This is a genomic window from Microbacterium sp. oral taxon 186 str. F0373, from assembly GCF_000411455.1.
GTDB lineage: Bacteria > Actinomycetota > Actinomycetes > Actinomycetales > Microbacteriaceae > Microbacterium.
In genome coordinates this window covers 814284-839252 of sequence record NZ_KE150457.1, presented here as the reverse complement: position 1 = coordinate 839252, position 24969 = coordinate 814284, and the positions used below count along the sequence as shown (strand labels likewise).

The following is a 24969-nucleotide window of genomic DNA, read 5'->3' as shown; positions in this document are numbered from 1 at the left end:
AATAAGGGGATGAGCCCTTCCGACGACCGCCGCATCGAGACCGCGCAGGTGCGCCGCAGCCCGCGGTACACGGTTTTCCTGCTGGCGGGCGCGTTTGTCGGCATCCTGGCCGCCCTCGTGCTCACGTTCGCCTTCGGCGGTGACAATGAGAGTGCGAGCACGGGGGTCTCGTACTCGACGACGCAGGTCTTCGGGTTCATCTGCCTGTTCGCGATCCCGATCGGCGTCGCCGTCGGCGGCGTGGTCGCGCTCGTTCTCGACCGCTCGCTGGCCCGTCGTGCCCACGAGGTGCGCGTCGAGCGCGAGGTCATCACGATCGACGACGCGGAGTAACCGCCCGCCGCTTGCCCCGGAGTCGCCGGCGACAGGCAATCTGCCCAGAACAGGCCGATCAGCCGCGCAATGGCCTGCCCCCGGCAGATTGCCTCTGCTCGGTCGAGCCGGGGATGCCGCTCCCGGATGCCGCCGCTGCCGGATGCCGCCGCTACGCGATGTCGGCGATGATCGGCGCGACCGCGGCGTCGAAGGCGGCGATGTCGCCGCGCAGGCCGTCGGTCACCGCGATCGTGAGCGCTCCGATCCACCAGACGCCGCGCTGCGTGAACGGCAACACCTGGACGTTGAGCTCGAACGAGTGCGCCCGCCGCCCCACGACGCGCTCGTGCTCGGCGATCGCGCTGGCGTAGGCGCGGTACGACGCTCCCGTTCCCAGACGCGACCGGTAGTGCTGATGTTCCGCACGGGCATACGCCACGGCATCCGGCCCGTGGGGCATGATCGCGTCGGCGAGCTCCTCGAAGCCCTCGACGGGAAGTGCGACCACGGTCTCGAAGCCGTCGATGAGTTCGAGCGGTACAGGGGAGGGGTTGGCCTGCGGTTCGACCGTCAGATCCCAGTACGCGCGCCACTGCCGCTCGATCGCGGAGCGGTCGTCGTACTCGCTGATCGGTGCGCTGCGCGGAGGGACGCCCCGCAGGTGCGGCAGCTCCTCCGGAAAGCGGATGCCGAGCACCTGGCGCAGATACAGTGCGACGAGGACCGGGAGGGTGGCGTCCTCGCGGACGATCCACTCCGGTGCTTCCGCGGCTGCCATGCCGCCATCCTAGGGACAGGGGTTCGCCGGGCGACAGGGTGCGTCTGCTGCGCAGCTCCCACGGTCCGCGCGCCCCGCCCCTGCCGGTAGGCTGTTCGCGTGGCAGAAGCCCCACAGAATCCCTATTCCGAAGCCGGCGTCGACACCGCGGCGGGAGATCTCGCCGTCGAACTGATGAAGTCGGCCGTTCGTCGCACCCACGGGCCCGAGGTGCTGGGCGGTGTCGGCGGGTTCGCCGGCCTGTTCGACGCCTCGGCGCTGAAGTCGTACGAGAAGCCGCTGCTGGCCACGTCGACCGACGGCGTCGGCACCAAAGTCGCGATCGCGCAGGCGATCGACAAGCACGACACGATCGGCCACGACCTGGTCGGCATGGTCGTCGACGACATCGTCGTGGTCGGCGCGAAGCCGCTCTTCATGACCGACTACATCGCCTGCGGCAAGGTCTTCCCCGAGCGCATCGCCGACATCGTCCGCGGCATCGCCTCCGGCTGCGAGCTGACCGGCACGGCACTCGTCGGCGGCGAGACCGCGGAGCACCCCGGCCTGCTCGGCATCAACGACTACGACGTCGCGGGAGCGGCGACCGGTGTCGTCGATGCCGGTGACGTACTCGGGGCCGACCGCGTGCAGCCGGGCGACGTGGTGCTGGCCCTGGCCTCCAGCGGGCCGCACTCGAACGGCTACTCGCTCGTCCGCCACATCGTCGCGGGCAAGGGCATCAGCTACGGCGCCCACGCCGCCGACTTCGGCCGCACGTGGGGGGAGGAGCTGCTCGAGCCCACCCGCCTGTACACGCTGCCGCTGCTGGACCTTCTCACCTCGCTGCCGGGTGCGATCCACGCGCTCAGCCACGTGACCGGTGGCGGCATCGCCGCGAACCTCGCCCGCGTGCTACCGCCGCAGGCGTGGGTCGAACTCGACCGCTCGACGTGGTCGCCCAGCCCCGTGTTCCGCGTGCTCGCCGACCTGGGCGGGCTGCGGCTGGAAGACACCGAGGGCACCTGGAACCTCGGCATCGGTTTCGTCGCCGTCGTCTCGGCCGAGAAGGCGGATGCCGCGGCATCCCTCCTGTCGGCCGCCGGCATCGCGACGTGGCAGGTCGGCGTCGTCCAGGAGGGTGCGCGCCCGGAGGGCCACTTCGAGCAGGGCGCCAAGGGCGTGGACGGCGGCGCCGTGCGTCTCGTCGGCGCGTATTCATCAGCCGTCTAGGTTCATCGGCTGCCGAGGTTCATCAGCCACCTCGGCGCAGAAACGGATTGAGCAACACCACATGTGCGGAATCGTCGGCGTTGTCGGACAGGGCCCGGTCAATCAGGACATCTACGACTCGCTGCTGCTGCTGCAGCATCGCGGGCAGGACTCGACGGGTATCGCGACGGCCGAGACCAGCGGCGTCTTCCACCTGTTCAAGGCCAAGGGACAGGTGCGCGAGGCGTTTCGCACCCGCGACATGCGTGCCCTCTTGGGCAACATCGGCCTCGGACACGTGCGCTACGCCACGAAGGGCACCGCGTCGAGCGAGGAAGAGGCGCAACCGTTCTACGTCAACGCCCCCTACGGCATCGTCCTGGTACACAACGGCAACCTCACCAACACGCGTGAGCTGACGCAGGAGCTCTTCAGCAAAGACCGCCGTCACCTCAACACGAGCTCCGACACCGAGCTGCTCGTCAACGTGCTCGCCAACGAACTGCAGTCTTCGATCTCCGGGCTCGAGCTCGACCCGGCGCAGGTGTTCCAGGCGGTCACGCGGGTGCACGAGCGCGTCGAAGGCTCGTACGCGACCATCGCGTTGATCGCCGGGTACGGTCTGCTCGCGTTCCGCGACCCCTTCGGCATCCGTCCCCTCATCCTCGGCACGCGCCCCGCGGTGGATGCCGAGGGAGCCCCCACCGGCCGCTACGAGTGGATCGTCGCGTCCGAGTCGCTGGTGCTGGAGAACGGCGGCTTCGAGGTCGTCCGCGACGTCGAGCCCGGCGAGGCCGTGTTCATCGACGTCGAGGGCAACCTTCACACCCAGCAGTGCGCGACGAACCCGCAGCTGGTCCCGTGCTCGTTCGAGTACGTCTACCTCGCCCGTCCCGACTCGATCATGAACGGCATCTCGGTGTACGAGGCGCGGCTGCGGATGGGGGAGCGCCTGGCCGACACGATCGCGAAGTACACCCCCGCCGGCACGATCGACGTCGTCATGCCCATCCCCGACAGCTCGCGACCGGCGGCCATGCAGGTTGCGCGCAAGCTCGGCATCGAATACCGCGAGGGCTTCTACAAGAACCGCTACGTCGGTCGCACGTTCATCATGCCCGGCCAGGCGGTGCGCAAGAAGAGCGTGCGGCAGAAGCTCAACGCGATGTCGAGCGAGTTCAAGGGCAAGAACGTGCTGCTCATCGACGACTCGATCGTCCGCGGCACGACGTCTAAGGAGATCATCCAGATGGCCCGGGATGCCGGGGCCAAGACGGTCACGTTCGCCTCGGCCGCCCCGCCGGTGCGCTACCCGCACGTCTACGGCATCAACATGCCCTCGCGCCACGAACTCGTCGCGCACGGCCGCACGATCCCCGAGATCGCCGAAGAACTCGGTGCCGACTACATGGTCTATCAGGAGATCGACGATCTGAAGGCCGCGATCCTCGAGGGCTCGACCGACGTCCAGGACCTCGACATGAGCTGCTTCGACGGCCGGTACGTCACCGGCACCGTCTCGGAGGAGTACCTCGCCTGGGTCGAAGGCACGCAGGAGAGCTGACCCGGGTCTTTCTCCCGTCCTGCCCCGGCGCCGATACTCTAAGTCCAACATCGTCGCCCGTCCGCGACAGCTCGATGAGAGTGAGTGCAGCGATGAACAGCCGATCCGGTGAACCCGCGACTCGTGCTCAGAGACTGGCCCGCGGCCTCACGAAGGCGCTCGGTGCCGTGGCGGACGTCGTCGGAAGGCTCGCCCGAGCCCTCTCCGGCCGGTACTGACCGTCGGCCGCGCGCGGCGTTTCGACTCGGCGCCGTGCGCCTCGCTCAACGAGCGGTGGCGCTGCCCCCGGTCGTTGAGCGGCGGTGGTGCTGCCCCCGGTCGTTGAGCGAGCGGAGCGAGTCGAAACGTGCTGCGCCCCGCGCCCTAGGGTGGATCGGGTGACCGATCCCCGCCCCCGCTCCCTCTGGCGGGGCCGGCTCCTCGCGCTCGTCGGCGTCGTGCTCGTCGCGTTCTCCCTGCGTTCGGCCGTCGCCGCGCTGTCGCCGATCATCTCGGAGGTGCAGGCCGACTTCGCCGTGCCGACATGGGTGGCCGGTCTCATCGGCACCGCGCCACCGGTCTGCTTCGCCGTCTTCGGCATCGTGACCCCGATCCTCGAGCGCCGGTTCGGGCTGGAACGGCTGGCGGCGGCATCCATGCTCATCGTCACCTCCGCCCTCATCGCGCGTTCCCTCGCGGGGGATGCGGCCACGCTGCTGCTGGCGACGACGGTCCTGTTCGCCGCCGTGGGCGTGGGCAACGTCGTCCTGCCGCCGCTGATCAAGACGTACTTCCCCGATCGCGTGGGCACGATGACCGCGCTGTACTCCGCTCTTCTCGCGATGGCCGCGTTCGTGCCGCCGCTGGTGGCGGTGCCGGTCGCGGATGCCGCGGGCTGGCGGTTCTCGCTGGGCATGTGGGCGATCCTCGCGCTTCTGGCGGTCGTGCCCTGGGTGACGCTGGTGGCGCGCGCGAACGTCGCCCGCGCGCAGGCGCCCGTCACCGTGGATCTCGACGCCCCCGCGCCCGGGGTGTTGGGACGTCTGCCTCGGCTGGCGCTCGCGTGGGCGCTGGCCGGGACCTTCGGCATCTCCGCGGCGAGCGTCTACGCGTGCTTCGCCTGGCTGCCGGTCGTTCTCGTCGACATCGCCGGCGTCTCGCACGCCGAGGCCGGCGCGCTGCTGTCACTGTTCGGTGCGATGGGCTTGCCGTGGTCGATCATCGTGCCGATCCTGATCACCCGGTGGCGTCGGGTCGGCGTCGTGTACGCCGCCGCTCTGATCGCGGGGCTGACGGGGGTGGCCGGAATGCTGATCGCGCCCGCCGCGGCCACGATCCTCTGGGTCGTGCTGCTCGGTACCCCTCAGGCGTTGTTCCCGGCGGTGCTGGTGCTCATCCAGCTGCGCTCGCGCACGCACGAGGGCTCCGTAGCGCTCAGCGGCTTCGCGCAGAGCGTCGGCTACGGCATCGCCGCGCTGTTCCCGCTCATGTTCGCCGTCGTCCACGAGCTGACCGGACAGTGGCAACCGGTGCTCACCGTCTTCGGCTTGCTGTTTCTCGCGACGATCCCCACCGGCCTGATCGTGACGAGACCGCGCACGATCGAGGACGAGTGGGAACACCGTCACGGAACGTGGTGAGCGCCTCTCAGCGCGCGAGCGACTCCCGACGCGTCAGGCTGTCTCCAGCTCGTCCTCGTCGTCGGCATACTGATCGGCCCACTTGTCGACGTACGGGTCTTCCTCGTGGTGTCCGAGCTCCTTTTCGAGCGCGGAGTAGTTCACGTTATAGGTGTCGTACTTCAGCTCGCGAGCGATTTTGGTGTGCTTCGCTTTCTGACGGCCACGCCCCATGCGAGACCCCCTCATTTCTGAGTCACGGACGATGCGGGTTTCCCGCATTTCGTCCGGCGCATTCACGATGCGATTGACGATCCGGCTTCCTGCCGGGAAGAGTAGCATTCAGAATAACACGGTGCCCCCGGCGCCTCGCGGTGCGGGGGAGGACGGGGAGTGTCGCATGGCCGAGACAGACGAGAGCGCGGTTCCTCAGCGAGCGGTGATCGTGGGCGCGATTCCCGATCAGCCGACGCGCGTCCTGAAGGAAGCCGCCCGCTACGCGAAGCTGTTCTCGGCACCGCTGATCGTCGCGCACGTCGACGTCACACGCTTCGTCACGTACGAGGACCCCGACGGCTACATGCACACCGCGCCGATCGACATCGACCTCGCCATCGGGGAGGCGCAGCTGAGTGCGGTCACCAGCGCCGCGGCATCCGTCCTCGACGGCTCGGGCGTCGACTGGAGCGTCACCCAGCTCGTCGGCGACCCGGCTCTGGCGATCAAGCACCTCTCCGAGAAGGCGCAGGCGCGCCTGATCGTCGTCGGCACGCGCCGTCGCGGGTTCGGCGAGTCGGTGCGCGAGTTCTTCACGGGGTCGGTCGCCGCTCGTCTCGCCCACCGCCAGTCACGCCCGATCCTCGTCGTCCCCCTGGAAGACCCGGTGGACGACGACGAGGACCTCTGGCCCCCGTCCTAACCCCGCCGCTCCCTCCCGCGAGCCACTACGAACTCGCCGAGCCGCCATCCTTTGACGCGCCGGAACGTGGCGGCTCGGCGGAATGATGGCGGCTCGGCGGGGACAGGGGGGTGGGGGCGGGGTCAGCGGAGCGTGCGCGTGAGGGCGGCGAGGGCCTCATCCAGCGCGCGCGACAGGTCGTCGACGGCGTCGGCCGCGAGCCGTCCGCCGTGCGCCAGATGGGTGCGCAGATCCGCCCGCACGGTGCCGCGGAACTCGGCGACGATCGCCTCGGCCCGCCTCATCTGCTCGCGCGACGACGCCCGCGCCTCGTCCCACCCCGACGCGGATGCCGAGGCGCGTGCGTCGTCGCGGTCACGCTCGGCGTTGTCGCGCTCGGACTGCGCTGAGGCGGCCAGGTCGGCGCGCAGGCTCTTCATCGCCTCCCGGACGCTGCCGCGAACCTCGTCGGCGATCAGGCGCACGCTGTCGGCGAGTCCGGCCTCGATCCCCTCGAGCTCGTGGGCGCGAGCGGCCACCTCGGCGCGTCCCGCCTCGGTGATCGCGTAGACGGTCTTGCGGCCGTCGACGGTCTTGGTGACCAGACCCTCCTCCTCGAGCTTCGACAGCCGCGGATAGATGGTGCCGGCGCTCGGCGTGTAGGTGCCGCCGGTGCGATCCGACAGCGCCTGCATCAGGTCGTAGCCGTGACGCGGTGACTCGTCGAGGAGGTTCAGCAGGTAGAGGCGCAGGTCGCCGTGCGAGAAGACGGGAGGCATGCTCAGTTCTCCTCTGCGGTCGCGGATGCTGCGGCATCCGGAGCCGCCGGCGAACGGCGCAGCACCGTGACATCGCCCGACACGGAGTTCGCGCGCACATCTGCGAAACTGCCGCTGAGCTCTCCGACGGAGTCGACGTAGTTCGACGGCCCGGAGCTCGATCGCTTGACGCCGTCGACCATGAGGCGGCCGCTGACGCTGCGCAGCACGAAGTTCGCTGGGTGGCCTTCGTCGAGACGGACGGTGGCGTCACCCGACACCGTGTTGAGGCTGACGAGATCGACCCGATCGGTCGAGTCGACGAGCATGCCGCCCGACACCGTGTCGATCGTGGCCTTGCGGATGCTGCCGGTGGCCGCCACATCACCCGAGACCGAGTTGGCGCTGAGCGCGCCGTCCAGGCCGCGGATCTGCACGTCGCCCGAGACGGCGTTGACCGAGAGATCGCCGGCGAGGCCGTCGACGATGATGTCGCCGGAGACGGTGTTCAGGCGCGCGCCAGAGGTGAGCCCCGACACGAGCGCACTCGCGGAGACGACGCCGAGGTTCAGCAGGATGCCGCGGGGGACCGCCACGCTGATCTCCGCCTTGGGACCGCCGGAGCCGAAGTTGCGGAACACCTCGAGGAAGTTGTCCCAGCGCAGCTGCGGGTGATCGATCTCCACCACGTCGCCGGAGGCCTCGATGCGGAGGTCTTTGATGGTGACGGCATGCACTTCGATGCGGACGCCGGGCTCATCGTGCGCGACGACATCGATCTGGCCGCCGACGAGGCCCACCTTCAGCTTGCGGATGTCTTCGAGGTCGATCACCCGGGTCTCGCCCGGCTTGATGAGCCACTTCTCCAGAGTCATGGTGTTCTCCTGACACGAGGCGATTCGAGATATATCGCGTTGAATCAACGATAACACGATATATCTCGACTTACCAGTGCGCGCCGACTCCCGGGTTCGTCCGTCCCTTGTTGACGCTGACGGGCGGCGTCACCGACAACAAGGGACGGACGACGGGAGCGATTCGTGGCCCGCAACGCAGACGCGCCGGCCCACCGTGAGGTGAGCCGGCGCGTTGTCCGGTTGAGCGGCGTCGCTACGCGCGACCGCCGCGAACGAGTCGCAGCAGGAACGCGATGATCGCGATCACGGCAACGATCAGGGCGACCCACAGCAGCCAGTTCAGGGCGGCGTTCATGCCGCCGACGATAGCGAGGACGATCGCGACGACGATGATGATGATCAGAGCGAGATTCATGTGATTGCTCCATTCTCGAGGGACTCCATGACCCCCTGAAACTAGCCGTGTTCTGTGGGGCGGACACCCCCCTTGCCGCAGCCCCCGAAACTGCGATAGGGACGGATGCATGCCCCAGAACGGAACATCTCCTTCGCTCAAGGATCCCGAGCTCTACGAGGAGCTGCGCGCGGACGGCGCGTCGAAGCAGAAGGCCGCCCGCATCTCCAACGCCGCCGCGCGGGACGGCCGTGAAGCCGTGGGGCGACGGGGCGGCGCGTCCGGCTCATACGAGGACTGGACGGTCGCCGAGCTGCGTGCCCGTGCGAAGCAGCTCGGCATCCGCGGATACTCCGGGGCGCGCAAGGCGGAGCTCATCGACATGCTCCGAGACTCCTGACGTGCCGCGCCTTCGCCGCGTCCGCCCCGGACGCGACCTCGGCTACCGGCGCCTGCGGTCCGGTTCGGGATTCCGATACGTGGATGCCGACGGGGCCGCTCTCCCCGCCGCGGAGCGTGAACGCGTCGTCGCGCTCGTCATCCCGCCCGCCTGGAACGACGTCTGGATCTGTGCCGCCGCGAACGGGCACGTCCAGGCCACCGGCGTCGACGAGGCCGGACGGATGCAGTACCTCTATCACCCGGACTGGTCGACGACCCGCGACAAGGGCAAGTACGCACGGGCGCTGCAGCTCGCCGAGTGCCTCCCACGCGCCCGGGGCCGCATCACCGCGTCGCTCCGCCGCGACGGCCTCGACCGCGAGCGGGTGCTGGCGACCGCCTTCCGGCTGCTCGATCAGGCGGCACCTCGAGTGGGCAGCGAGCGCTACTTCACGGCGCACGGCAGCCGCGGTCTCACCACGCTGCAGCGGCGGGATGCCGCCGTCAGCGGCACGGTCACGAGCCTGCGGTTTCCGGGCAAGAGCGGCAAGCGGCAGAGCCTCGAGGTGGATGACGAGGATCTCGCCGTCGTCGTCGAGCTGCTCGCGGCGGGCCGACCGGCCGCACCGCTGCTGGCGTATGTGCGTGGCCGACGCCGCGTTCCCCTCACCCCGCGGGATGTCAACGTGTACGTCCGCACGATGACCGGCGGCAGCTTCACCGCGAAGGACTTCCGCACGCTCCGCGGCACCATTCTCGCCGCCGACGCCCTGGCGCGCATCGGGACCACCGCGACCAAGACCGACCGCAAGCGCGCCGAGGTGCTGGCCATCAAGGCGGCGGCCGCGGGTCTGGGCAACACGCCGACGGTGGCCAAGAGCTCCTACATCGACCCCCGCGTGTTCGCGCGGTATCGACGCGGCGAGCTGTTGGACACGACCGTTTCGCCGGAATCGGCGATCCGTGCGCTGCTGTCCCCGTAAGGCGACGCTAGTCTGCGGACGTGACTCGTCCTCGCTGGTTCTCGCCGGTCGCCCTCGTGCTGGTGATCCTCGGCGGAATGATCGGTGTCGCGATCCGCGCCGTCGTGGTGGTGCCCCTGGGCGCTGCGAACCCGCATCCGCTCGTGGTGCCGGCCGTCACACTCGTGATCAACCTCGTCGGTTCGCTGCTGCTCGGCGTCATCGTGGGCTGGCTCGCCGACCGGCATCCCCGCGCCCGCCTCTTCCTCGGTACGGGAGTCATGGGCGGCTTCACGACGTACAGCGCCTTCGCCGTGCAGGCGCTGTCGACCTCCAGCGCCTCGCCCTATGTCGGCATCATCCTCGTCGTGGTCTCGCTGTTCGGCGGTGTCTTCGCGGCCGTCGTCGGTCTTGCCTTCGGACGACGGATCGCCGATCGGCCGGGCGAGATCGAACAGCCGGAGGATGCCGAATGAACCCGTTCGAGATGGCAGCGCTCGTCGTCGGCGGCGGGCTCGGCGCCGGCGCGCGGTATGTGATGGATGCCGCGATCATGCGCGGGCGATCCGGCGCCTTTCCGCTCGGCATCCTTCTCGTGAACGTCCTCGGGTCGTTCCTGCTGGGTCTGGTCACCGGTCTCGGACCGAACGTCTCGCCGGCGTGGGCCAGCATTCTCGGAGTGGGCGTGCTGGGCGGGTTCACGACGTTCAGCACCGTGTCCACCGAGACGGCTCTGCTGGCCGAGCGCGGACGCCGTGACTGGGCGTGGGTCAACCTCATCGGCACGCTCGTGCTCGCCCTCATCGCCGCCGCTGCCGGCCTCGTCATCGGCGAGCTCTTCCCGCGCTGAGCGCCGGCTGAGCGTCGGCACCCCTGGGTGTCGACTGTTCGGATTGTCGGGTTATCCCCCGGCTCCCGCCGCCGCCCGCCGCCGGTCCGCGTGCGAGAATGAGGCGGATACACGCGTGTATCGAACGCTTCGTCCGCGCCCGTCCGAGAGCAAGGGTCTTCTGTGTCGCACCTCGCCGTCCTGAGCCTGAAGAACCGGGCGCTGATCGCCCTCATCACGATCGTCGCGGCCATCTTCGGCGGCCTCGCCCTCACGAGCCTCAAGCAGGAGCTCATCCCCTCGGTCGAGTTCCCGCAGCTCTCGATCCTGTCGACGTACCCCGGTGCGTCGCCAGATGTGGTCAACAATGACGTGTCGACGCCCATCGAGACGGCGATCCAGGGCATTCCCGGCCTCGAGTCGACCACCGCGACGAGCACGACGAACGCCTCGATCATCCAGGCGTCCTTCACCTACGGCACCGACCTGGCGACCGCGGAGCAGAAGATCCTGCAGGCGATCAACCGCATCAAGTCGACGCTGCCCACCGGCGTCGAACCCAATGTGGTCTCCTTCTCGATCGACGACCTGCCCGTCATTGCGCTCGCCGTCACCGGCTACAGCGACGAGAAGACGATCCAGGCGCAGCTGCAGGCCACGACGATCCCCGATCTCGAAGACGTCAAGGGCGTCAGCGCCGCCACGATCGTCGGCGGCCAGGGCCAGCGGGTCACGATCACCCCGGACCAGGCGAAGCTCGCCGCCGCCGGCTTCACCCAGAACGCGCTCACCGACGCCCTCAAGCAGAACGGTGTGCTCTTTCCCGGCGGCACCGTCACCGAGGGCGACCAGACCCTCACGGTGCAAACCGGCAGCAAGCTCACCTCGGTCGATCAGATCTCCGCCCTGCCGCTCGTGCCCACCTCGGCGGCCCAGTTCGAGGGGGCGGCCAAGAACGGTCCGCTGAAGATCGGCGACGTGGCCACCGTGGCGCTCGCGCAGGACCCGGTGACCTCGATCTCGCGCGTGAACGGCGAGCCCGCACTCACCGTCTCCATCACGAAGCTCCCCGCCGCCAACACCGTCGACGTCAGCCGCGCCGTCACCGCTCTCCTGCCGAAGCTGCAGAGCGACATCGGCGGCGATGCCCGCTTCAGTGTCGTCTTCGACCAGGCTCCCTTCATCGAGCAGTCGATCGAGTCGCTGGCCCAGGAGGGGCTGCTGGGCCTCGTCTTCGCCGTGCTCGTGATCCTTCTCTTCCTGCTGTCGGTGCGCTCGACGCTCGTGACCGCGATCTCCATCCCGACCAGCGTCCTCATCACGTTCGTCGGCATCCAGGCGTTCGGCTACTCGCTGAACATCTTGACCCTGGGTGCCCTCACGATCGCGATCGGCCGCGTCGTCGACGACTCCATCGTGGTCATCGAGAACATCAAACGTCACTACGTCGAGGGTGCCGACAAGCTCTCGTCGATCCTGCTCGCCGTCCGTGAGGTCGCCGCCGCGATCACGGCCTCGACGATCACCACCGTCGCGGTGTTCCTGCCGATCGCGTTCGTGGGCGACGTGACCGGCGAGCTGTTCCGGCCGTTCGCGATGACGGTGACGATCGCGATGGCGGCGTCGCTGTTCGTGGCGCTGACGATCGTTCCCGTGCTCGCGTACTGGTTCCTGCGACCCGGCAAGCCGGTGCGCGACGCCGAGGGCAACCAGGTCGACCCGGAAGACCCCGCGGCGCCCCCCTCGCGCCTGCAGCGTGCCTATCTGCCGGTTCTCGGCTGGACCCTGAAGCATTCGTGGGTGACGCTGCTGGTGGCCGTTCTCGTGCTCGGTGGCACGATCGCCGCGGCGCCGTTCATGAAGACGAACTTCCTCGGCGACAGCGGACAGAACACGTTCACCATCACCCAGCAGGTTGGACAGGCCCCCAGCCTCGACGCCGAGGATGCCGCCGCGAAGAAGGTCGAGACCGCGCTGAAGGGCGTGGCCGGCATCACCACGGTGCAGACCTCGATCGGATCGAGCGGTTCGGCCGTGCGCGATGCGTTCCGTGGCGGCAGCACCGGCATCACCTACTCGGTGACCACCGACACGTCGGCCGATCAGGTGACCGTGCGCAATGACGTGGAGCAGGCGCTCGCCGACCTCACCGATGTCGGCACCGTCACCGTCTCGTCCGGCCAGGGCGGCTTCGGCTCCAGCAACGTGGAGGTCGACGTGACGGCGCCGTCGGCCGACGCGCTGCAGACCGCGACCGACGCGGTCGTCACCGGTCTGCAGGGCAAGAACGGCATCGGCCAGGTCACCTCGAACCTCTCGGCATCCCTCCCCTTCGTCGCCGTCACGGTCGACCGCGCCAAGGCCGCGCAGCTGGGGCTGTCGGAGGTCGCCGTCGGCGGACTCGTCTCGAACACGATGCAGCCGCGCCAGATCGGATCGGTCGAGATCGACGGCACGTCGCTGACCGTCTACCTGCAATCGTCGTCGGTGCCGAAGACGATCGACGAGCTCAAGGGACTGCAGATCGCGTCTGCGAACGGGCTCGTCCGTCTCGATCAGGTCGCGACCGTCGAGCAGAGCAAGGGCCCGACCTCGATCACGACGCAGCGCGGTCAGCGCACCGCGACGGTGACGGTGACCCCGTCGACGGACGACCTGAACACCGCCTCGGCGAGCGTGCGCACGGCATTGGCCGGGCTCGAGCTGCCGACCGGCGCGGCCGCGAAGGTCGGCGGTGTGGTGACGCAGCAGTCCGATGCGTTCGGTCAGCTGGGCCTCGCGATGCTCGCCGCCATCCTCATCGTCTACATCGTGATGGTCGCGACGTTCAAGTCGCTGCGTCAGCCGCTCTTGCTGCTCGTGTCGGTGCCGTTCGCGGCGACCGGAGCGATCCTGTTGCAGATCGCGACCGGTGTGCCGCTCGGGGTCGCCTCGCTGATCGGTGTGCTGATGCTGATCGGCATCGTCGTCACGAATGCCATCGTTCTCGTCGACCTCGTCAACCAGTATCGCGAGAAGGGGCTCAGTACCCATGACGCGACCGTCGCGGGCGGTTCGCGACGACTGCGCCCCATCCTGATGACCGCGCTCGCGACGATCTTCGCCCTCACGCCGATGGCGCTCGGCATCACCGGCCACGGCGGTTTCATCTCGCAGCCCCTCGCGATCGTCGTGATCGGCGGACTGGTCTCCTCGACCGTGCTGACGCTGCTCGTGCTGCCGACGCTCTACAACCTCGTCGAGGGTGCACGCGAGCGTCGGGCTGCGCGGCGGGCGGGCGACGGCGGTGGCCGCAAGGCGGCTGCGGATGCCGATGCAGGCCCCGTCGCCCCGGCATCCGGTGCCGCCGCGCTGCACCCGCGCCGCGACCTGCGTGGCAAGTAGTCAGCTGCGCGGCTCGGGCTGATCGGCGACGACCATGAAGCGGATGAAGACGGCGAGCCAGCCGAAGATCAGCGCGAACACGATGATCTCGAAGGCCGTCAACCCGAAGTAGCCCGTGGCGAACAGCGCGATCGAGACGAGGAGACCGGCGAGGAACGCCCACGACGCGAGGAAGTAGGCGCGCGGCATCCGCCGCACGATCCACGGGCCGCCGACGAGGAGCAGCAGGAACATCAGAGCCATCCCCGACGCCGACAGGTTGTGCAGCAGCATGTTCACGTTGACGGGGAAGATGCCGACGCAGGCCAGCATGACGCCCATGATCGCGAGCGCTGTGCCGACGACACGGATGCCGCGTGGCCCTTCGCCCAGCGCGGCGAGGTCGTGGGAGACGTACAGCGTGAAGGTCGTCACGAGCAGGCCTCCGGCGATGAGCGTGCCGTTGAAGAGGAAGCTCGACATGTCGCCGAACGTGCCCAGCTGGCTGAAGTGGTACGTCCACCACATCGGGTCGGAGGTCGTGATCATGGCTGCCAGCGTCCCGATCCCGATGAAGGTGACGAGCAGCGTCGTGAGACGCTGGGTCGTCATCCGCGAGGCGGAGAGGTAGCTCAGCCAGCCTGACAGCCCCGTCGCCGTCGCGGCCAGCACCGTCGTCCAGAACGCGGTGAGCTCGACGTTGATGAAGGCCCGCGAGAGCACCGCGAACAGGGCGACCGTCCCGATCATGGCGAGGGCGCCGTGCGCGATGACGACGGATGCCGTCGACACCACGTAGCGCCAGCTCGCGATCCTGCGCCGCCACTCCTGGCCGTCGGTCGTGCGGGCGCGCCAGTATCCGAGCGCGGAGCTGACGGCCGCCGCCAGGCCTGCCCCGGCCGCGGCCCAGGAGGCGAGGCTCGCATCGCCCCAGAGGCGCACACCGACACCCAGCAGTCCGATGATGAGCCCGACGACGCCGCCGGAGACGGCGGCGATCGCGGCGGCGAGGAGGGCCTCCGCCTCGACGCGCAACGACGGCGCCGGGGCGCGATCGGCCTCGGCCTCGGCCGGGAGTCGGGAGGGTTCGGCTGCGGTCATGGCGCCAGTGTAGGGGCCCGCCGGCGAGCCTCGTTCACGGCGTCACGGGAGGCGACCGGCGCTCTCACAGGTGAGGCGAGTACAGTGGTGCGGTCGGCTCTGGACACCGCACTGTGGTGCGGGTGGGTTTGTGAGTCCAAGGGGCCGATGGTGAGCGTCGATCGACGCGCATGAACCATCACTGTTGAATGGCCCCCGGAGCACCGGGTTGCCCGCCGCCCCGATCCGTCCGACCTCCTGGTCGCCTCGGCTCTCGCTGCGCGGCGGCGCTGTTCTCGCGCGAGAAAACCCAGGAAGAACACCATGCCCAAGAGCAAGAAGCCGGCCGGCGGCCGCGCCCAGAACTTCGAGCCCCGCTACGGGTCGAAGACCAGCTACCAAGACGCCAAGCGCCGTCCCGGCCAGTCGTCCGCCGGTAAGCCCGGCAGCAAGAGCCCGAGTCACCGCGGCTACCGCGCCGCCGAGGCGACCGACGCGGCATCCGCCCCGAAGCAGCGCTGGAGCGCGCAGGAGCGCGCCGGTCGCGACGAGGCTCGCGGCATCCGCTCGCGCGCCAACGGCGAACGCCCGCGTCGCGACGACCGCGACGGCTTCCGGCCCGCGCGCGACGAGCGTCCCGCCCGCTCGTTCGATGACCGCCCGCGTCGCGATGACCGCCCGGCTCGTTCATTCGACGACCGCCCCCGTCGCGATGACCGCCCGGCCCGTTCGTTCGACGACCGCGGCCGCAACTCCTCCACGTCGGGCGCGGAGCGCCGCGAGCGGCCTGCTTTCGGCTCTCGGGACGCGGGTCGGAGGAGTTACGACCGTCCGGCCCGTGACGACCGTCCGGCTCGGCCGTTCGATGACCGCCCGGCCCGTGACGACCGTCCGGCCCGTTCGTTCGATGACCGCCCGCGTCGCGATGACCGCGGTGGCTACGTTCGCAACTCCGGAGAATCGGCGCGCGGCGGTCGTGATGGCGCCCGTGTGCCCCGTGAAGGCCGCGATTTCCGGAGTACTGATCGTCCGGCTCGCTCGTTCGATGACCGCCCGCGTCGCGATGACCGTCCGGCTCGCTCGTTCGACGACCGCGGCCGCAACTCCTCCACGTCGGGCGCGGAGCGCCGCGAGCGGCCTGCTTTCGGCTCTCGGGACGCGGATCGGAGGAGTTACGACCGTCCGGCACGTGACGACCGTCCGGCCCGTGACGACCGCCCGCGTCGTGACGACCGTCCCGTCCGCACTGCCGGCGGCAACCGCTCCGACTGGAACTCCGACGCGAAGGATGCCGCGGCACGCAAGGCCTACGAGGAGCACGCCGACGTCGTGCACGAGAAGCTGCAGGCGCAGGCCGTGCAGGCCGAAGAGGTCGCGGACGTGAGCTTCTCGAGCCTCGGCCTCGGCGACAACATCGTGCGGACCCTCGCCGAACTCGGCGCCGCGGCGCCGTTCCCGATCCAGGCCGCCACGATCGCGCCGATCCTCGCGGGCAAGGACGTGCTCGCCCGCGGTCGCACCGGCTCGGGCAAGACCATCGCGTTCGGCGCTCCGCTCGTCGAGGCGGTGCTGCGCAGCCAGGCCGGCAAGCGCCGTGCGTTCGGGCGCAGCCCGAAGGCGCTGATCCTCGCCCCGACGCGCGAGCTCGCGCTGCAGATCGACCGCACCATCCAGCCGATCGCCCGTAGCGTCGGCCTCTTCACGACGCAGATCTACGGCGGTGTGCCCGCCGGGCGCCAGGTCGGGGCCCTGAAGAAGGGCGTCGACATCATCATCGGCACCCCCGGGCGTATCGAAGACCTGCAGAACCAGGGCAAGCTCGACCTCTCCGAGGTCGGAATCGTCGTGCTCGACGAGGCCGATCACATGAGCGAGCTGGGCTTTCTCGAGCCGATGCAGCGGATCCTCCGACTCGTCGACCCTGACGCGCAGAAGCTCCTGTTCTCCGCGACACTCGACCGCGAGGTCGCGGCCCTCGTCGATGAGTTCCTCGTCGACCCGGCCGTCTACGAGGTGGCCGGCGAAGACCAGGATTCCGGCACGATCGACCACCGCGTGCTCGTGATCGATCACCGTGACAAGGCGGAGATCCTCACCTCGCTCGTCGACCGCGCCGGCAAGACCCTCGTGTTCGCCCGCACCCGTGCCTACGCCGAGATGCTCGCCGAGCAGTTCGACGACGCCGGCATCCACGCCGTCGCCCTCCACGGCGACCTGAACCAGGCCAAGCGCACGCGCAACCTCGAGCGCCTCACGTCCGGTCGGGTCAGCGTGCTCGTCGCCACGGATGTCGCCGCGCGCGGCATCCACGTCGACGACATCGACCTGGTCGTCCAGGCCGACGCCCCCGACGAGTACAAGACCTACCTGCACCGCTCCGGCCGCACCGGCCGTGCGGGCCGCGTCGGCACGGTCGTGACGCTCATCCCCCGCCAGCGCCGCCGTCGCATGACGGAGATGCTCGACCGCGCCGAGATCGACGCACCGTTCGAGGACGCCCGCCCGGGCGACGACGTGCTCGAGGAGATCTCGGGCCGTCAGGCCGCGCACGTCGACCGCTGAGTCGCGCTTTCCAGAGGGGCCGTGGCGTTCGCGTCGCGGCCCCTCCGCCGTCCCGGCGGAGCAGAGCCGTCCGGTCAGAACAGCATCGCGGGGGCGGATGCCGCGGACGCCGATGATGCCGCCGCCCGGGCGGTCGTCCGTACCGGGCCCGGTCGTGCGGGCCGGGTCTCGACCTCGTCTTCGGGACCACCGGTGAGCCGGTGCCGTCTCAGCAGCGGGCGCACGCGAGCCGCAAGCCACTTCCGGTACCCGGCGGGCGCGTAGACCGTGGCGCCGGGGTAGAGCCCGCGATACGCGGGCACGAGTCCCGGGTGCTCGCGCTCCAGCCACTGCCAGAACCACTCCCGGGCACCGGGACGCAGGTGCAGTGCTCCGAAGACGACACGAACCGCTCCGGATGCCGCGATGCGCGCGAGCGCATCGTCGAGCACCGTCACGGAGTCGGTCAGGTGCGGCACGATCGGCATGAGGAACACGGTCACGGCGAACCCCGCCTCGGTCGCGGCCCGCACGGTGTCCAACCGTGCCTGGAACGTGGGTGCTCCGGCTTCGAGGGTCTGCCGCAACTGCTCGTCGGGCATGGCGATCGACATCGCGAGGTGGACGGGCACTCGACGTCGCGCCTCCGCGAGCAGCGGAAGATCGCGTCGCAGCAGCGTGCCCTTGGTGAGCACCGAGAACGGCGTGCCGCTGGCCGCGAGGGTGTCGATGATCTCGGGCATGAGCCGGTAGCGCCCCTCAGCCCGCTGATACGGGTCGGTGTTGGTGCCGAGCGCGACCGGCTCGTGCTGCCAGGACGGTGCGGCCAGCTCGCGTCGCAGCACCTCGGCCACGTTGACCTTCACGACGATCTGCTCGTCGAAGTCGCGCCCGGCGTCGAGGTCGAGGTAGGTGTGGGTGCCCCTCGCGAAGCAGTACGAGCAGGCGTGGCTGCACCCGCGGTAGGGGTTGACGGTCCAGTCGAACGGCATCGCGGATGCCGAGGGCACATGATTCAGCGCCGACTTCGCCGCCGCCTCGTGGAAGGTCATGCCCGCGAACTCCGGGGTCGTGACGGTGCGGACCAGACCGTCGAGGCGCTCCATGCCGGGCAGGGCAGCGGCATCCGTCGCATCGATACTCTGTCCGCGCCACCGCATGTCGTACATTCGAACATAGATGCGACAAATGCGCAATGTGCAGGCGCCGCACGGGCTCGGCGGGCAGAATGGGCGGGTGCCGCACCCCGACCAGCCGATCAGTCGCCGCGCCGCGCGCGCCGCCGTTGCGGCCCCGCGCGCCCGCGGAGCGTGGAAGTCGAAGGTGCCGCTGCGGGTGCGGTGGACGGCGTTCGCGATCGCTTTCTGGGCTGTGGCGGCGATCTTCGCCGTCTCGGCGTTCTCCCTCAGCGGCGCCCGCGGTCCGGGTGGCGCCGCGTCCGTGGCCACATCGAACGCGGCGGCGGCCGCTGTCGCGCTGCCCGGTGGAGCGGATGCGACGGCGGCACCCGCCACAGGGCTGCCGGTTCCCGCTCAGACCGGCGCGGCGGCACGGTGCGACGATCCCGCTGTGGTCGCCGCGCTCGCCGCCGGCAAGGACGAAGACGTCGTCACCGCCTTCGGTGGCGGCGCGGCCTTCCGCGGCGCCGTCGTCGACGGCGTCGCACCCTGCGTCGATCTCGGCGACCCGCACCGGCTCTGGGTCGTCGTCGACAAGAAGCGTCCCCTCAACCCGCTGGATGTCGAGCCCAGCGAGCTGGTCGCCCCCGCCGACATGCAGCGCACGGTCGACGGCCGGCTGCAGCCGACGGCTGCCGAGGCGCTGACGGCTCTCGTGGCCGCCGCCGCTCAGGAGGGTGTCGGTGCGATCGGTCTGAACAGTGCGTACCGGTCGTTCGCATCTCAGACGCGCACGTACAACGGTTACGTGAACTCGCTCGGCCGCGACGCGGCGGACCAGCAGAGCGCCCGCCCCGGTTTCAGTGAGCACCAGACGGGGCTGGCCACCGATGTCGCCGCCTGCGACAGCGGATGCGGCGCCATCGAATCGTTCGGCGGCACGCGTCAGGGCGCCTGGGTCGCCGCGAATGCGTGGCGGTTCGGCTACATCGTGCGCTACGAGAGTGGCTACACCGACATCACGGGCTACGAGGCCGAGCCCTGGCATCTGCGCTACGTCGGCCCCGAGCTCGCCAAGGCGTACCACGACGGCGGGTTCCACACGCTGGAGGATTTCTTCGGTCTTCCTGCCGCGCCCGGCTACTGAATCCCGCTCGTCGCGCTCGCGGTGAAACCCAGTACCATGGATGCTGAGATGCAATGCCATCGGCATCCGGGGTCCTTCCCGCGGCATCCGGCAGATTCCACACTCGAGGACGAGAGGACGGGCGCACCATGGAGCGCGAGATCTACGACGAGGACCACGAGGCGTTCCGCGACGTCGTGAAGGAGTTCCTCAAGCGCTTCGCCACCGAAGAGAAGCGCAAGCAGTGGGAGGCGGACGGCGAGATCGACCGCGCCACCATGCTCGCCGCCGGCGAGGCCGGCATCATCGGCCTGAGCGTTCCCGAGGAGTTCGGTGGCGCCGGCATGCTGCAGGACTATCGATTCCGCTCGATCGTCCTCGAGGAGACCATCGGCGCCGGGCAGGGGTCGCTGGCCGGTGCCTTCGGCATCCAGGACGACCTCGCCGTGCCGTACATCGTGCACATGGGGACGCAGGAGCAGAAGGAGAAGTGGCTGCCCGGCATGGCGACCGGCGAGATCCTCGGGGCGCTCGCGATGACGGAGCCGGGCGCGGGCAGCGACCTGCGCGGCATCAAGACGACCGCGAAGAAGGTCGACGGCGGCTACCTCGTCAACGGTGCGAAGACGTTCATCTCGTCGGGAAAGACCGCCGACATGGTCGTCACGTTCGTGAAGACCGGCGAGGGCAACCGCCCGGATGCCTTCAGCCTGCTGATCCTCGAGGACGGCATGGAGGGTTTCGACCACAGCAAGAAGCTCGAGAAGATGGGCTTCCACGGGTGGGACACCGCCGAGCTCAGCTTCACCGACGTGTTCGTCCCCGAGGCGAACCTCATCGGCGGCAAGGAGGGATTGGGCTTCATCCAGCTCATGATGAACCTGCCGCTCGAGCGTCTGTCGATCGGTGTCGCGGCCGCCGCGGCGGGCGAGGCCGCGTTCGCGTGGACGCGCGAATACGTGCTCAGCCGCGAGGCGTTCGGTGAGCGGATCGCCGACTTCCAGAACACGCGGTTCCTTCTCGCCGACATGGCCACGACAGTCGACGTCATGTGGACCTACAACGATCGCGCCATGATGCTCTACAAGGACAAGAAGCTCACCGCCGAAGAGGCCGCGAAGGTCAAGTTCTGGTCGACCGATCGCGAGGCGGAGCTGCTCGACATCGGCGTGCAGCTGCACGGCGGGTACGGCTACATCACCGAGTACCCGATCGCGCGCGCGTACCTCGACGCTCGCGTCCACCGCATCTACGGCGGCACGAACGAGATCATGCGCGACATCGTGTCGCGGCAGATCGTCGGCAAGCGCTGAGTCGAGCCGCGCCGAGGCCCGCGCCTCGGCGCGGCATCCGCGGCGTCCGCGAGCGTCCGTCGGCGTCCGCGAGACACCAGCGCTGCACCGAGAAACGGGCCTACCACCGGTGTTTCGGTGCGCAGAGGGTGTCTCGCGGACCGCAGGCGCGGGCGCGGACCGCAGGCGCGGGCGGGGGCCGTGGGCGCGGGCGGGTGTCGGCGGGCGCGGGTAGCGTGCGGGCATGGCGGATGCCGAGCGGTGCGTGCTGTGCGGGCTCGCACGGCCAGAGGCGGATGCCGGCGGCATCCTGACCTGCCCGGTGTGCGGGTGGCGCCTCGGCGACAGCCCCGACCCCGACCTGCCGCGCCCGCGTGTCGACGTCGTCTACTACGCGCGGTGGGACGATCGCATCAAGATCGGCACCACCCGGGAGCCGCGCCGGCGCCTCGCCGCGATCTGGCATCAGGAGCTGCTCGCATTCGAGCCTGGCGGGCGCGCGGTCGAGCACGCGCGCCACGTGCAGTTCGCGCACCTCCGCGAGGGCGGCGAGTGGTTCCGTGCCGCGCCGGAACTCCGCGCGCACGCGGCGGCGCTCGCCGACGGCATCCCACCCTGGCATCGCTATGCGCGCTGGGTCGCCGATGCTCTCCGCGGTGCGGTCAGCTGACAGACGGAGGAGCCCAGGGGAAGAGGGCGAGGAGGATGCCGGCGCTCACCAGCCAGAACGCGACGACGAACACGGTGTCGCGCGTCCGCCACGGCACCCCGTGGCGCTCGGTGCGGTCGGGGTGGGCGCCGAAGGCGCGGGCATCCATCGCGAGAGCGACGCGCTCGGCGTGGCGGATCGCGCCGGCGAGGAGCGGCACGAGGTAGCCCCACCAGCGGGCGATCGCGGCAAAAGGCCCCCGGCCGCCGTGCGATCCGCGCACCCGGTGAGCCTGACGGATCACGTCGAGCTCGTGCCCGAACCGCGGCACGAAGCGGAACGCCGCCAGCGCCGTGTAGCCGACCCGGTATGGCACGCGCAGCTGCTGCACGCTCGACCGCACGAGGTCGGGGCCCGTGGTCGTCAGCCCCGCGATCAGCGCGAGGGCGACGATCGCGGCGAGCCGCAGCCCCGTCGCGAACCCGACCGCCAGGGCTCCACTGGTCAAGGTCCATGAGCCGACGTGCGCGAGCACCGTGCCTCCGACGCGAGCGGGGTCGGTCCAGAGGCTCATCGACGCTCCGATGACGACGGCCGCCGCGGGGAGCGCGACGAACAAGAGCAGCATGACCCGAGCGGTCAGTCGCGCACCGAGGAGCACGACGACGTACGCGATCGCGATGAAGGCGAGCGGGGTGGCGAGATCGCGGGTGAACACCAGCAGCACCATCGCGGGCAGCGGCGCCGCAAGCTTCGCGAGGGGATTGATGCGCTCCAGCGCACGTGCGTTCTCGCGGCCGGCGGTCGCCCACGGATCGGTGATCGCCGCGCTCACGGTGCCGTCTCCGGAACAGGTAGGTCGGCGAGGCGCGTGACGCCGGCGAGAGAGGGATGCCGCGTCATCCCCGCGAACGCGCGTCGCAGCGGCGGCTGGCGCAGACCCGCCGCGCGCACCAGGGCGTCGTCCGCGAAGACCGCGGCGGTCGCAGCATCCGCGAGCACACGTCCGTCGCCGACGATGATCGTGCGATGCGCATGCTCGGTGACCAGCTGCATGTCGTGGGTGACGACGAGGATGGTCGTGCCGCCCGCATTCAGCCCTTCGAGCAGGCCCATGAGTTCGTCCGCGCGGGCGCGGTCCTGCCCGAACGTGGGCTCGTCGAGGGCGAGCACGGGTGCGCCCGCGACCAGCGCGGTGCCCACCGACAGGCGCCGCTTCTGTCCGCCGGAGAGCAGAAACGGGTGCACGTCGGCCTTGTCGTCGAGATCGAACCGGCGGAGCACGTCGACCGTCCGCTCCCGCACCTCGTCCTCGGCGAGCCCCTGCCGCCGCAGCCCGTGGGCCAGCTCGTCGAACACCGTATGCGCGATGAACTGGTGCTCCGGATTCTGAAAGACGAAGCCGATCCTCCGCGACAGTTCGCGCGGGTCGCTGCGCGCGACATCGATCCCGTCCAGAAGAACCTGCCCCCGCGCCACCGGGACGACCCCGGCGATCGACTGCAGCAGCGTCGTCTTGCCGGCCCCGTTGGCGCCGACGATCGCGACGAACTCGCCCGCCGCGACATCGAGATCGACGCCGTGCAGGATCTCGCGGCGGCCCCGGCGGGTGCGCAGTCCGCGGACGCGGATCAGCGGGGTTTCGGCGATCGGCACTGCCGGCGACACCGCCGCCGCCGCCGAGGGACGAACGGGCGACGGGGCCGGGGCGGATGCCGCGGCGGGGGCCGAAGCCGCATCGAGGGCGGTGCGCAGTTCGGCGGGATCGAGCGGCAGCGGCTCGAGCGCCCACCCGGCTGCCCGCAGCCGCATCGCGGCGAGGGTCGAGACGGGCAGCCAGACACCCATCTCATGCAGCTCCGCGGCGCGGGAGCGCAGCACCTCGTCGACGGTTCCGTCGGCCACGGTGCGTCCGGTGCGGTCGAGCACGACGACCCGGTCGACGATGCCGACCACGGCGTCGAGGTTGTGTTCCACGAGCACGATCGCCCGATCGCCGGCGGCGACCAGCTCGCCGAGTGTCGCGTAGACCTCCTCGACGCCCTGCGGGTCGAGGTTCGCCGTCGGCTCGTCGAGCACCAGCAGGGGTGAACCCATTGCGAGCGCGCAGGCGATCGCCAGGCGCTGGCGGCCGCCGCCGCTCAGGCGGTCGGGGTTCTCGTGGCGCCGCTCCCAGAGCCCGACACGTCGCAGGGCTTCTTCGGCGCGAGCCAGCACCTCCGCGACGGGCAGGCGCAGGTTCTCGGGCCCGAAAGCCACCTCGTCGAGGAGCGTCCCGGTCACCAGCTGCGCATCGGGATCCTGGAACACCATGCCGACCCGCTCGCTCAGCACCGACACCGCCGTCGTCGCCGTGTCGAGACCGTCCACTTCGACGAGGCCGCGGATGGTCGCCGCAACCGCGTGGGGGATCAGGCCGTTCAGGGCGAGCGCGAGCGTCGACTTCCCGGCCCCGCTCGGACCGAGCAGCAGCACGACCTCGCCGCGGTTCACGACGAACGAGGCGCCGGCGGGAGCCTCGGCATCCGCACCGTCGTGCCGGATGCCGAGATCGCGCACGCGCAGCAGCGGCGCGGGCGTGCGGGCGTCGGGCGCCGCGGCGTCCGCTCCGAAGTCGGCAGATGTCACGGGTCGTCCCAGCGGTCGGTCAGGGGTGTCCTCTCAGGTTAGCCGAACCTAACTTGCCGAGCCTCACGCGTGAGCAGAACCCGCTCAACGGCGGACGGTCTGCCGTGCGACTCCGGCTCGACGCAGCGACGCGCCGACTCTGAGTCCGATCGCCGTCCAGACCACCGGTCCGCACACCGACAGGGCGAGATAGGCGACCTGGGCCCACAGGGGGTACGCGCTCAGGTGCGCCGCGAAGAAGACCGCGACGGCCACGAGCACACCGATCACGATCGCGGAGATGAAGAACCGCCACGCTCCCCATACGCGGTAGCGGGTGAGTGCGGCGACACCCTCCTGGATCGCGCCGAACAGCAGCGCCGTGCCGAGGAAACGCGTGGTCCAGATCGGCGCGAACGCACTGGCGACGAGCGCGGCCAGGACGTGCGTGAGCACAGCAACCAGGGGCAGGCGCAGCACCTCCTGCGCGATGATGCCGGGGAGCACGTGCGCGCCGAGGACGAGGCCGTAGACGATGGCCAGACCGGGCACGGTGAGGACGATCGGCGTCACGAGTCCGGCGAAGCCGCCCAGGATGCCGGTGGCCACACCGATCGCCGCGCACACCAGCAGGACGCGCGTCGACAGGACGGTTTTTCGGGCCACGC

24 protein-coding genes are annotated in these 24969 nt (G+C 70.1%); 14 read left to right on the top strand and 10 right to left on the bottom strand.

The window, feature by feature from the left end:
- The first annotated feature begins 9 nt into the window (after window positions 1–9).
- On the top strand, window positions 10–333 hold the full coding sequence (locus HMPREF1529_RS03805) for a hypothetical protein (protein WP_016463758.1): 324 nt from the start codon (window positions 10–12) through the stop codon (window positions 331–333).
- Window positions 334–484: 151 nt separating this feature from the next.
- On the opposite strand, the gene HMPREF1529_RS03800 is transcribed toward HMPREF1529_RS03805, so the two are convergent.
- Window positions 485–1093, bottom strand: a complete 609-nt coding sequence (locus tag HMPREF1529_RS03800; protein ID WP_016463757.1) for a hypothetical protein — start codon at window positions 1091–1093, stop codon at window positions 485–487.
- A gap of 99 nt (window positions 1094–1192) precedes the next feature.
- Between HMPREF1529_RS03800 and purM the strand changes: the two genes are divergently transcribed.
- The 3 genes from purM to HMPREF1529_RS03785 all read left to right on the top strand — a co-directional run bounded on the left by purM (window position 1193) and on the right by HMPREF1529_RS03785 (window position 5467).
- Window positions 1193–2305 carry a phosphoribosylformylglycinamidine cyclo-ligase gene (purM, locus tag HMPREF1529_RS03795; protein WP_016463756.1) on the top strand — a complete coding sequence of 371 codons (1113 nt, stop codon included), beginning with the start codon at window positions 1193–1195 and terminating at the stop codon, window positions 2303–2305.
- A gap of 61 nt (window positions 2306–2366) precedes the next feature.
- Window positions 2367–3848: an amidophosphoribosyltransferase gene (purF, locus tag HMPREF1529_RS03790; RefSeq protein ID WP_016463755.1), complete on the top strand. Its 1482-nt coding sequence runs from the start codon at window positions 2367–2369 to the stop codon at window positions 3846–3848.
- A 377-nt stretch (window positions 3849–4225) separates the two neighbouring features.
- Window positions 4226–5467, top strand: a complete 1242-nt coding sequence (locus HMPREF1529_RS03785) for an MFS transporter (protein ID WP_016463754.1) — start codon at window positions 4226–4228, stop codon at window positions 5465–5467.
- Window positions 5468–5500: 33 nt separating this feature from the next.
- On the opposite strand, the gene HMPREF1529_RS03780 is transcribed toward HMPREF1529_RS03785, so the two are convergent.
- A complete protein-coding gene (locus tag HMPREF1529_RS03780; protein WP_005054410.1) occupies window positions 5501–5680 on the bottom strand; it encodes a DUF3073 domain-containing protein in 180 nt (59 codons plus the stop codon).
- A gap of 166 nt (window positions 5681–5846) precedes the next feature.
- Here HMPREF1529_RS03780 and HMPREF1529_RS03775 point away from each other — a divergent pair, with 166 nt between their 5' ends.
- Window positions 5847–6365, top strand: a complete 519-nt coding sequence (locus HMPREF1529_RS03775) for a universal stress protein (RefSeq protein ID WP_016463753.1) — start codon at window positions 5847–5849, stop codon at window positions 6363–6365.
- A gap of 122 nt (window positions 6366–6487) precedes the next feature.
- On the opposite strand, the gene HMPREF1529_RS03770 is transcribed toward HMPREF1529_RS03775, so the two are convergent.
- The 3 genes from HMPREF1529_RS03770 to HMPREF1529_RS16045 all read right to left on the bottom strand — a co-directional run bounded on the left by HMPREF1529_RS03770 (window position 6488) and on the right by HMPREF1529_RS16045 (window position 8374).
- Window positions 6488–7123, bottom strand: a complete 636-nt coding sequence (locus tag HMPREF1529_RS03770) for a PadR family transcriptional regulator (RefSeq protein WP_016463752.1) — start codon at window positions 7121–7123, stop codon at window positions 6488–6490.
- A gap of 2 nt (window positions 7124–7125) precedes the next feature.
- Window positions 7126–7977, bottom strand: a complete 852-nt coding sequence (locus HMPREF1529_RS03765) for a DUF4097 family beta strand repeat-containing protein (RefSeq protein ID WP_016463751.1) — start codon at window positions 7975–7977, stop codon at window positions 7126–7128.
- 235 nt (window positions 7978–8212) lie between these two features.
- Window positions 8213–8374: a hypothetical protein gene (locus tag HMPREF1529_RS16045; protein ID WP_005054418.1), complete on the bottom strand. Its 162-nt coding sequence runs from the start codon at window positions 8372–8374 to the stop codon at window positions 8213–8215.
- Between the two features lie 109 nt (window positions 8375–8483).
- On the opposite strand from HMPREF1529_RS16045, the gene HMPREF1529_RS03760 reads away from it, so the two are divergent.
- The 5 genes from HMPREF1529_RS03760 (at window position 8484) to HMPREF1529_RS03740 (ending at window position 13909) form a co-directional block, all read left to right on the top strand.
- Window positions 8484–8753, top strand: coding sequence for a DUF7218 family protein (locus HMPREF1529_RS03760; protein ID WP_016463750.1), 270 nt, complete (start codon window positions 8484–8486; stop codon window positions 8751–8753).
- Window position 8754: 1 nt separating this feature from the next.
- Window positions 8755–9717, top strand: a complete 963-nt coding sequence (locus HMPREF1529_RS03755; RefSeq protein WP_016463749.1) for a DNA topoisomerase IB — start codon at window positions 8755–8757, stop codon at window positions 9715–9717.
- A 20-nt stretch (window positions 9718–9737) separates the two neighbouring features.
- The gene (locus tag HMPREF1529_RS03750; protein ID WP_231477239.1) at window positions 9738–10172 is read left to right on the top strand and encodes a fluoride efflux transporter FluC; all 435 of its coding nucleotides are present in this window, start codon (window positions 9738–9740) and stop codon (window positions 10170–10172) included.
- Window positions 10169–10546 (top strand): fluoride efflux transporter CrcB, encoded by a 378-nt coding sequence (crcB, locus tag HMPREF1529_RS03745; protein ID WP_005054428.1) that lies wholly within the window; start codon window positions 10169–10171, stop codon window positions 10544–10546. Before HMPREF1529_RS03750 ends, crcB begins: the two co-directional genes overlap by 4 nt.
- 162 nt (window positions 10547–10708) lie before the next feature.
- Window positions 10709–13909 (top strand): efflux RND transporter permease subunit, encoded by a 3201-nt coding sequence (locus HMPREF1529_RS03740; protein ID WP_016463747.1) that lies wholly within the window; start codon window positions 10709–10711, stop codon window positions 13907–13909.
- Here HMPREF1529_RS03740 and HMPREF1529_RS03735 read toward each other — a convergent pair whose 3' ends face one another.
- The gene (locus HMPREF1529_RS03735; protein ID WP_005054432.1) at window positions 13910–14989 is read right to left on the bottom strand and encodes a hypothetical protein; all 1080 of its coding nucleotides are present in this window, start codon (window positions 14987–14989) and stop codon (window positions 13910–13912) included.
- 303 nt (window positions 14990–15292) lie between these two features.
- Between HMPREF1529_RS03735 and HMPREF1529_RS03730 the strand changes: the two genes are divergently transcribed.
- The gene (locus HMPREF1529_RS03730; RefSeq protein WP_016463746.1) at window positions 15293–17530 is read left to right on the top strand and encodes a DEAD/DEAH box helicase; all 2238 of its coding nucleotides are present in this window, start codon (window positions 15293–15295) and stop codon (window positions 17528–17530) included.
- 74 nt (window positions 17531–17604) lie between these two features.
- On the opposite strand, the gene HMPREF1529_RS03725 is transcribed toward HMPREF1529_RS03730, so the two are convergent.
- Window positions 17605–18669, bottom strand: a complete 1065-nt coding sequence (locus HMPREF1529_RS03725) for an Rv2578c family radical SAM protein (protein WP_036282979.1) — start codon at window positions 18667–18669, stop codon at window positions 17605–17607.
- A 28-nt stretch (window positions 18670–18697) separates the two neighbouring features.
- On the opposite strand from HMPREF1529_RS03725, the gene HMPREF1529_RS03720 reads away from it, so the two are divergent.
- The 3 genes from HMPREF1529_RS03720 to HMPREF1529_RS03710 all read left to right on the top strand — a co-directional run bounded on the left by HMPREF1529_RS03720 (window position 18698) and on the right by HMPREF1529_RS03710 (window position 21715).
- Window positions 18698–19774 (top strand): M15 family metallopeptidase, encoded by a 1077-nt coding sequence (locus HMPREF1529_RS03720; RefSeq protein WP_016463744.1) that lies wholly within the window; start codon window positions 18698–18700, stop codon window positions 19772–19774.
- A gap of 128 nt (window positions 19775–19902) precedes the next feature.
- The gene (locus HMPREF1529_RS03715) at window positions 19903–21066 is read left to right on the top strand and encodes an acyl-CoA dehydrogenase family protein (RefSeq protein ID WP_005054439.1); all 1164 of its coding nucleotides are present in this window, start codon (window positions 19903–19905) and stop codon (window positions 21064–21066) included.
- 223 nt (window positions 21067–21289) lie between these two features.
- Window positions 21290–21715: a GIY-YIG nuclease family protein gene (locus tag HMPREF1529_RS03710; protein WP_016463743.1), complete on the top strand. Its 426-nt coding sequence runs from the start codon at window positions 21290–21292 to the stop codon at window positions 21713–21715.
- Here the strand turns inward: HMPREF1529_RS03710 and HMPREF1529_RS03705 are convergent.
- From HMPREF1529_RS03705 to HMPREF1529_RS03695, 3 genes are all read right to left on the bottom strand, one after another.
- Window positions 21708–22529 (bottom strand): energy-coupling factor transporter transmembrane component T family protein, encoded by an 822-nt coding sequence (locus HMPREF1529_RS03705; protein WP_016463742.1) that lies wholly within the window; start codon window positions 22527–22529, stop codon window positions 21708–21710. The genes HMPREF1529_RS03710 and HMPREF1529_RS03705 overlap by 8 nt on opposite strands.
- The gene (locus tag HMPREF1529_RS03700; RefSeq protein ID WP_016463741.1) at window positions 22526–24322 is read right to left on the bottom strand and encodes an ABC transporter ATP-binding protein; all 1797 of its coding nucleotides are present in this window, start codon (window positions 24320–24322) and stop codon (window positions 22526–22528) included. The genes HMPREF1529_RS03705 and HMPREF1529_RS03700 overlap by 4 nt, the downstream gene beginning before the upstream one ends.
- An 84-nt stretch (window positions 24323–24406) precedes the next feature.
- Entirely contained in the window at window positions 24407–24967 is a 561-nt protein-coding gene (locus tag HMPREF1529_RS03695) for an ECF transporter S component (protein WP_005054446.1), read from the bottom strand.
- Window positions 24968–24969 lie beyond the last annotated feature (2 nt).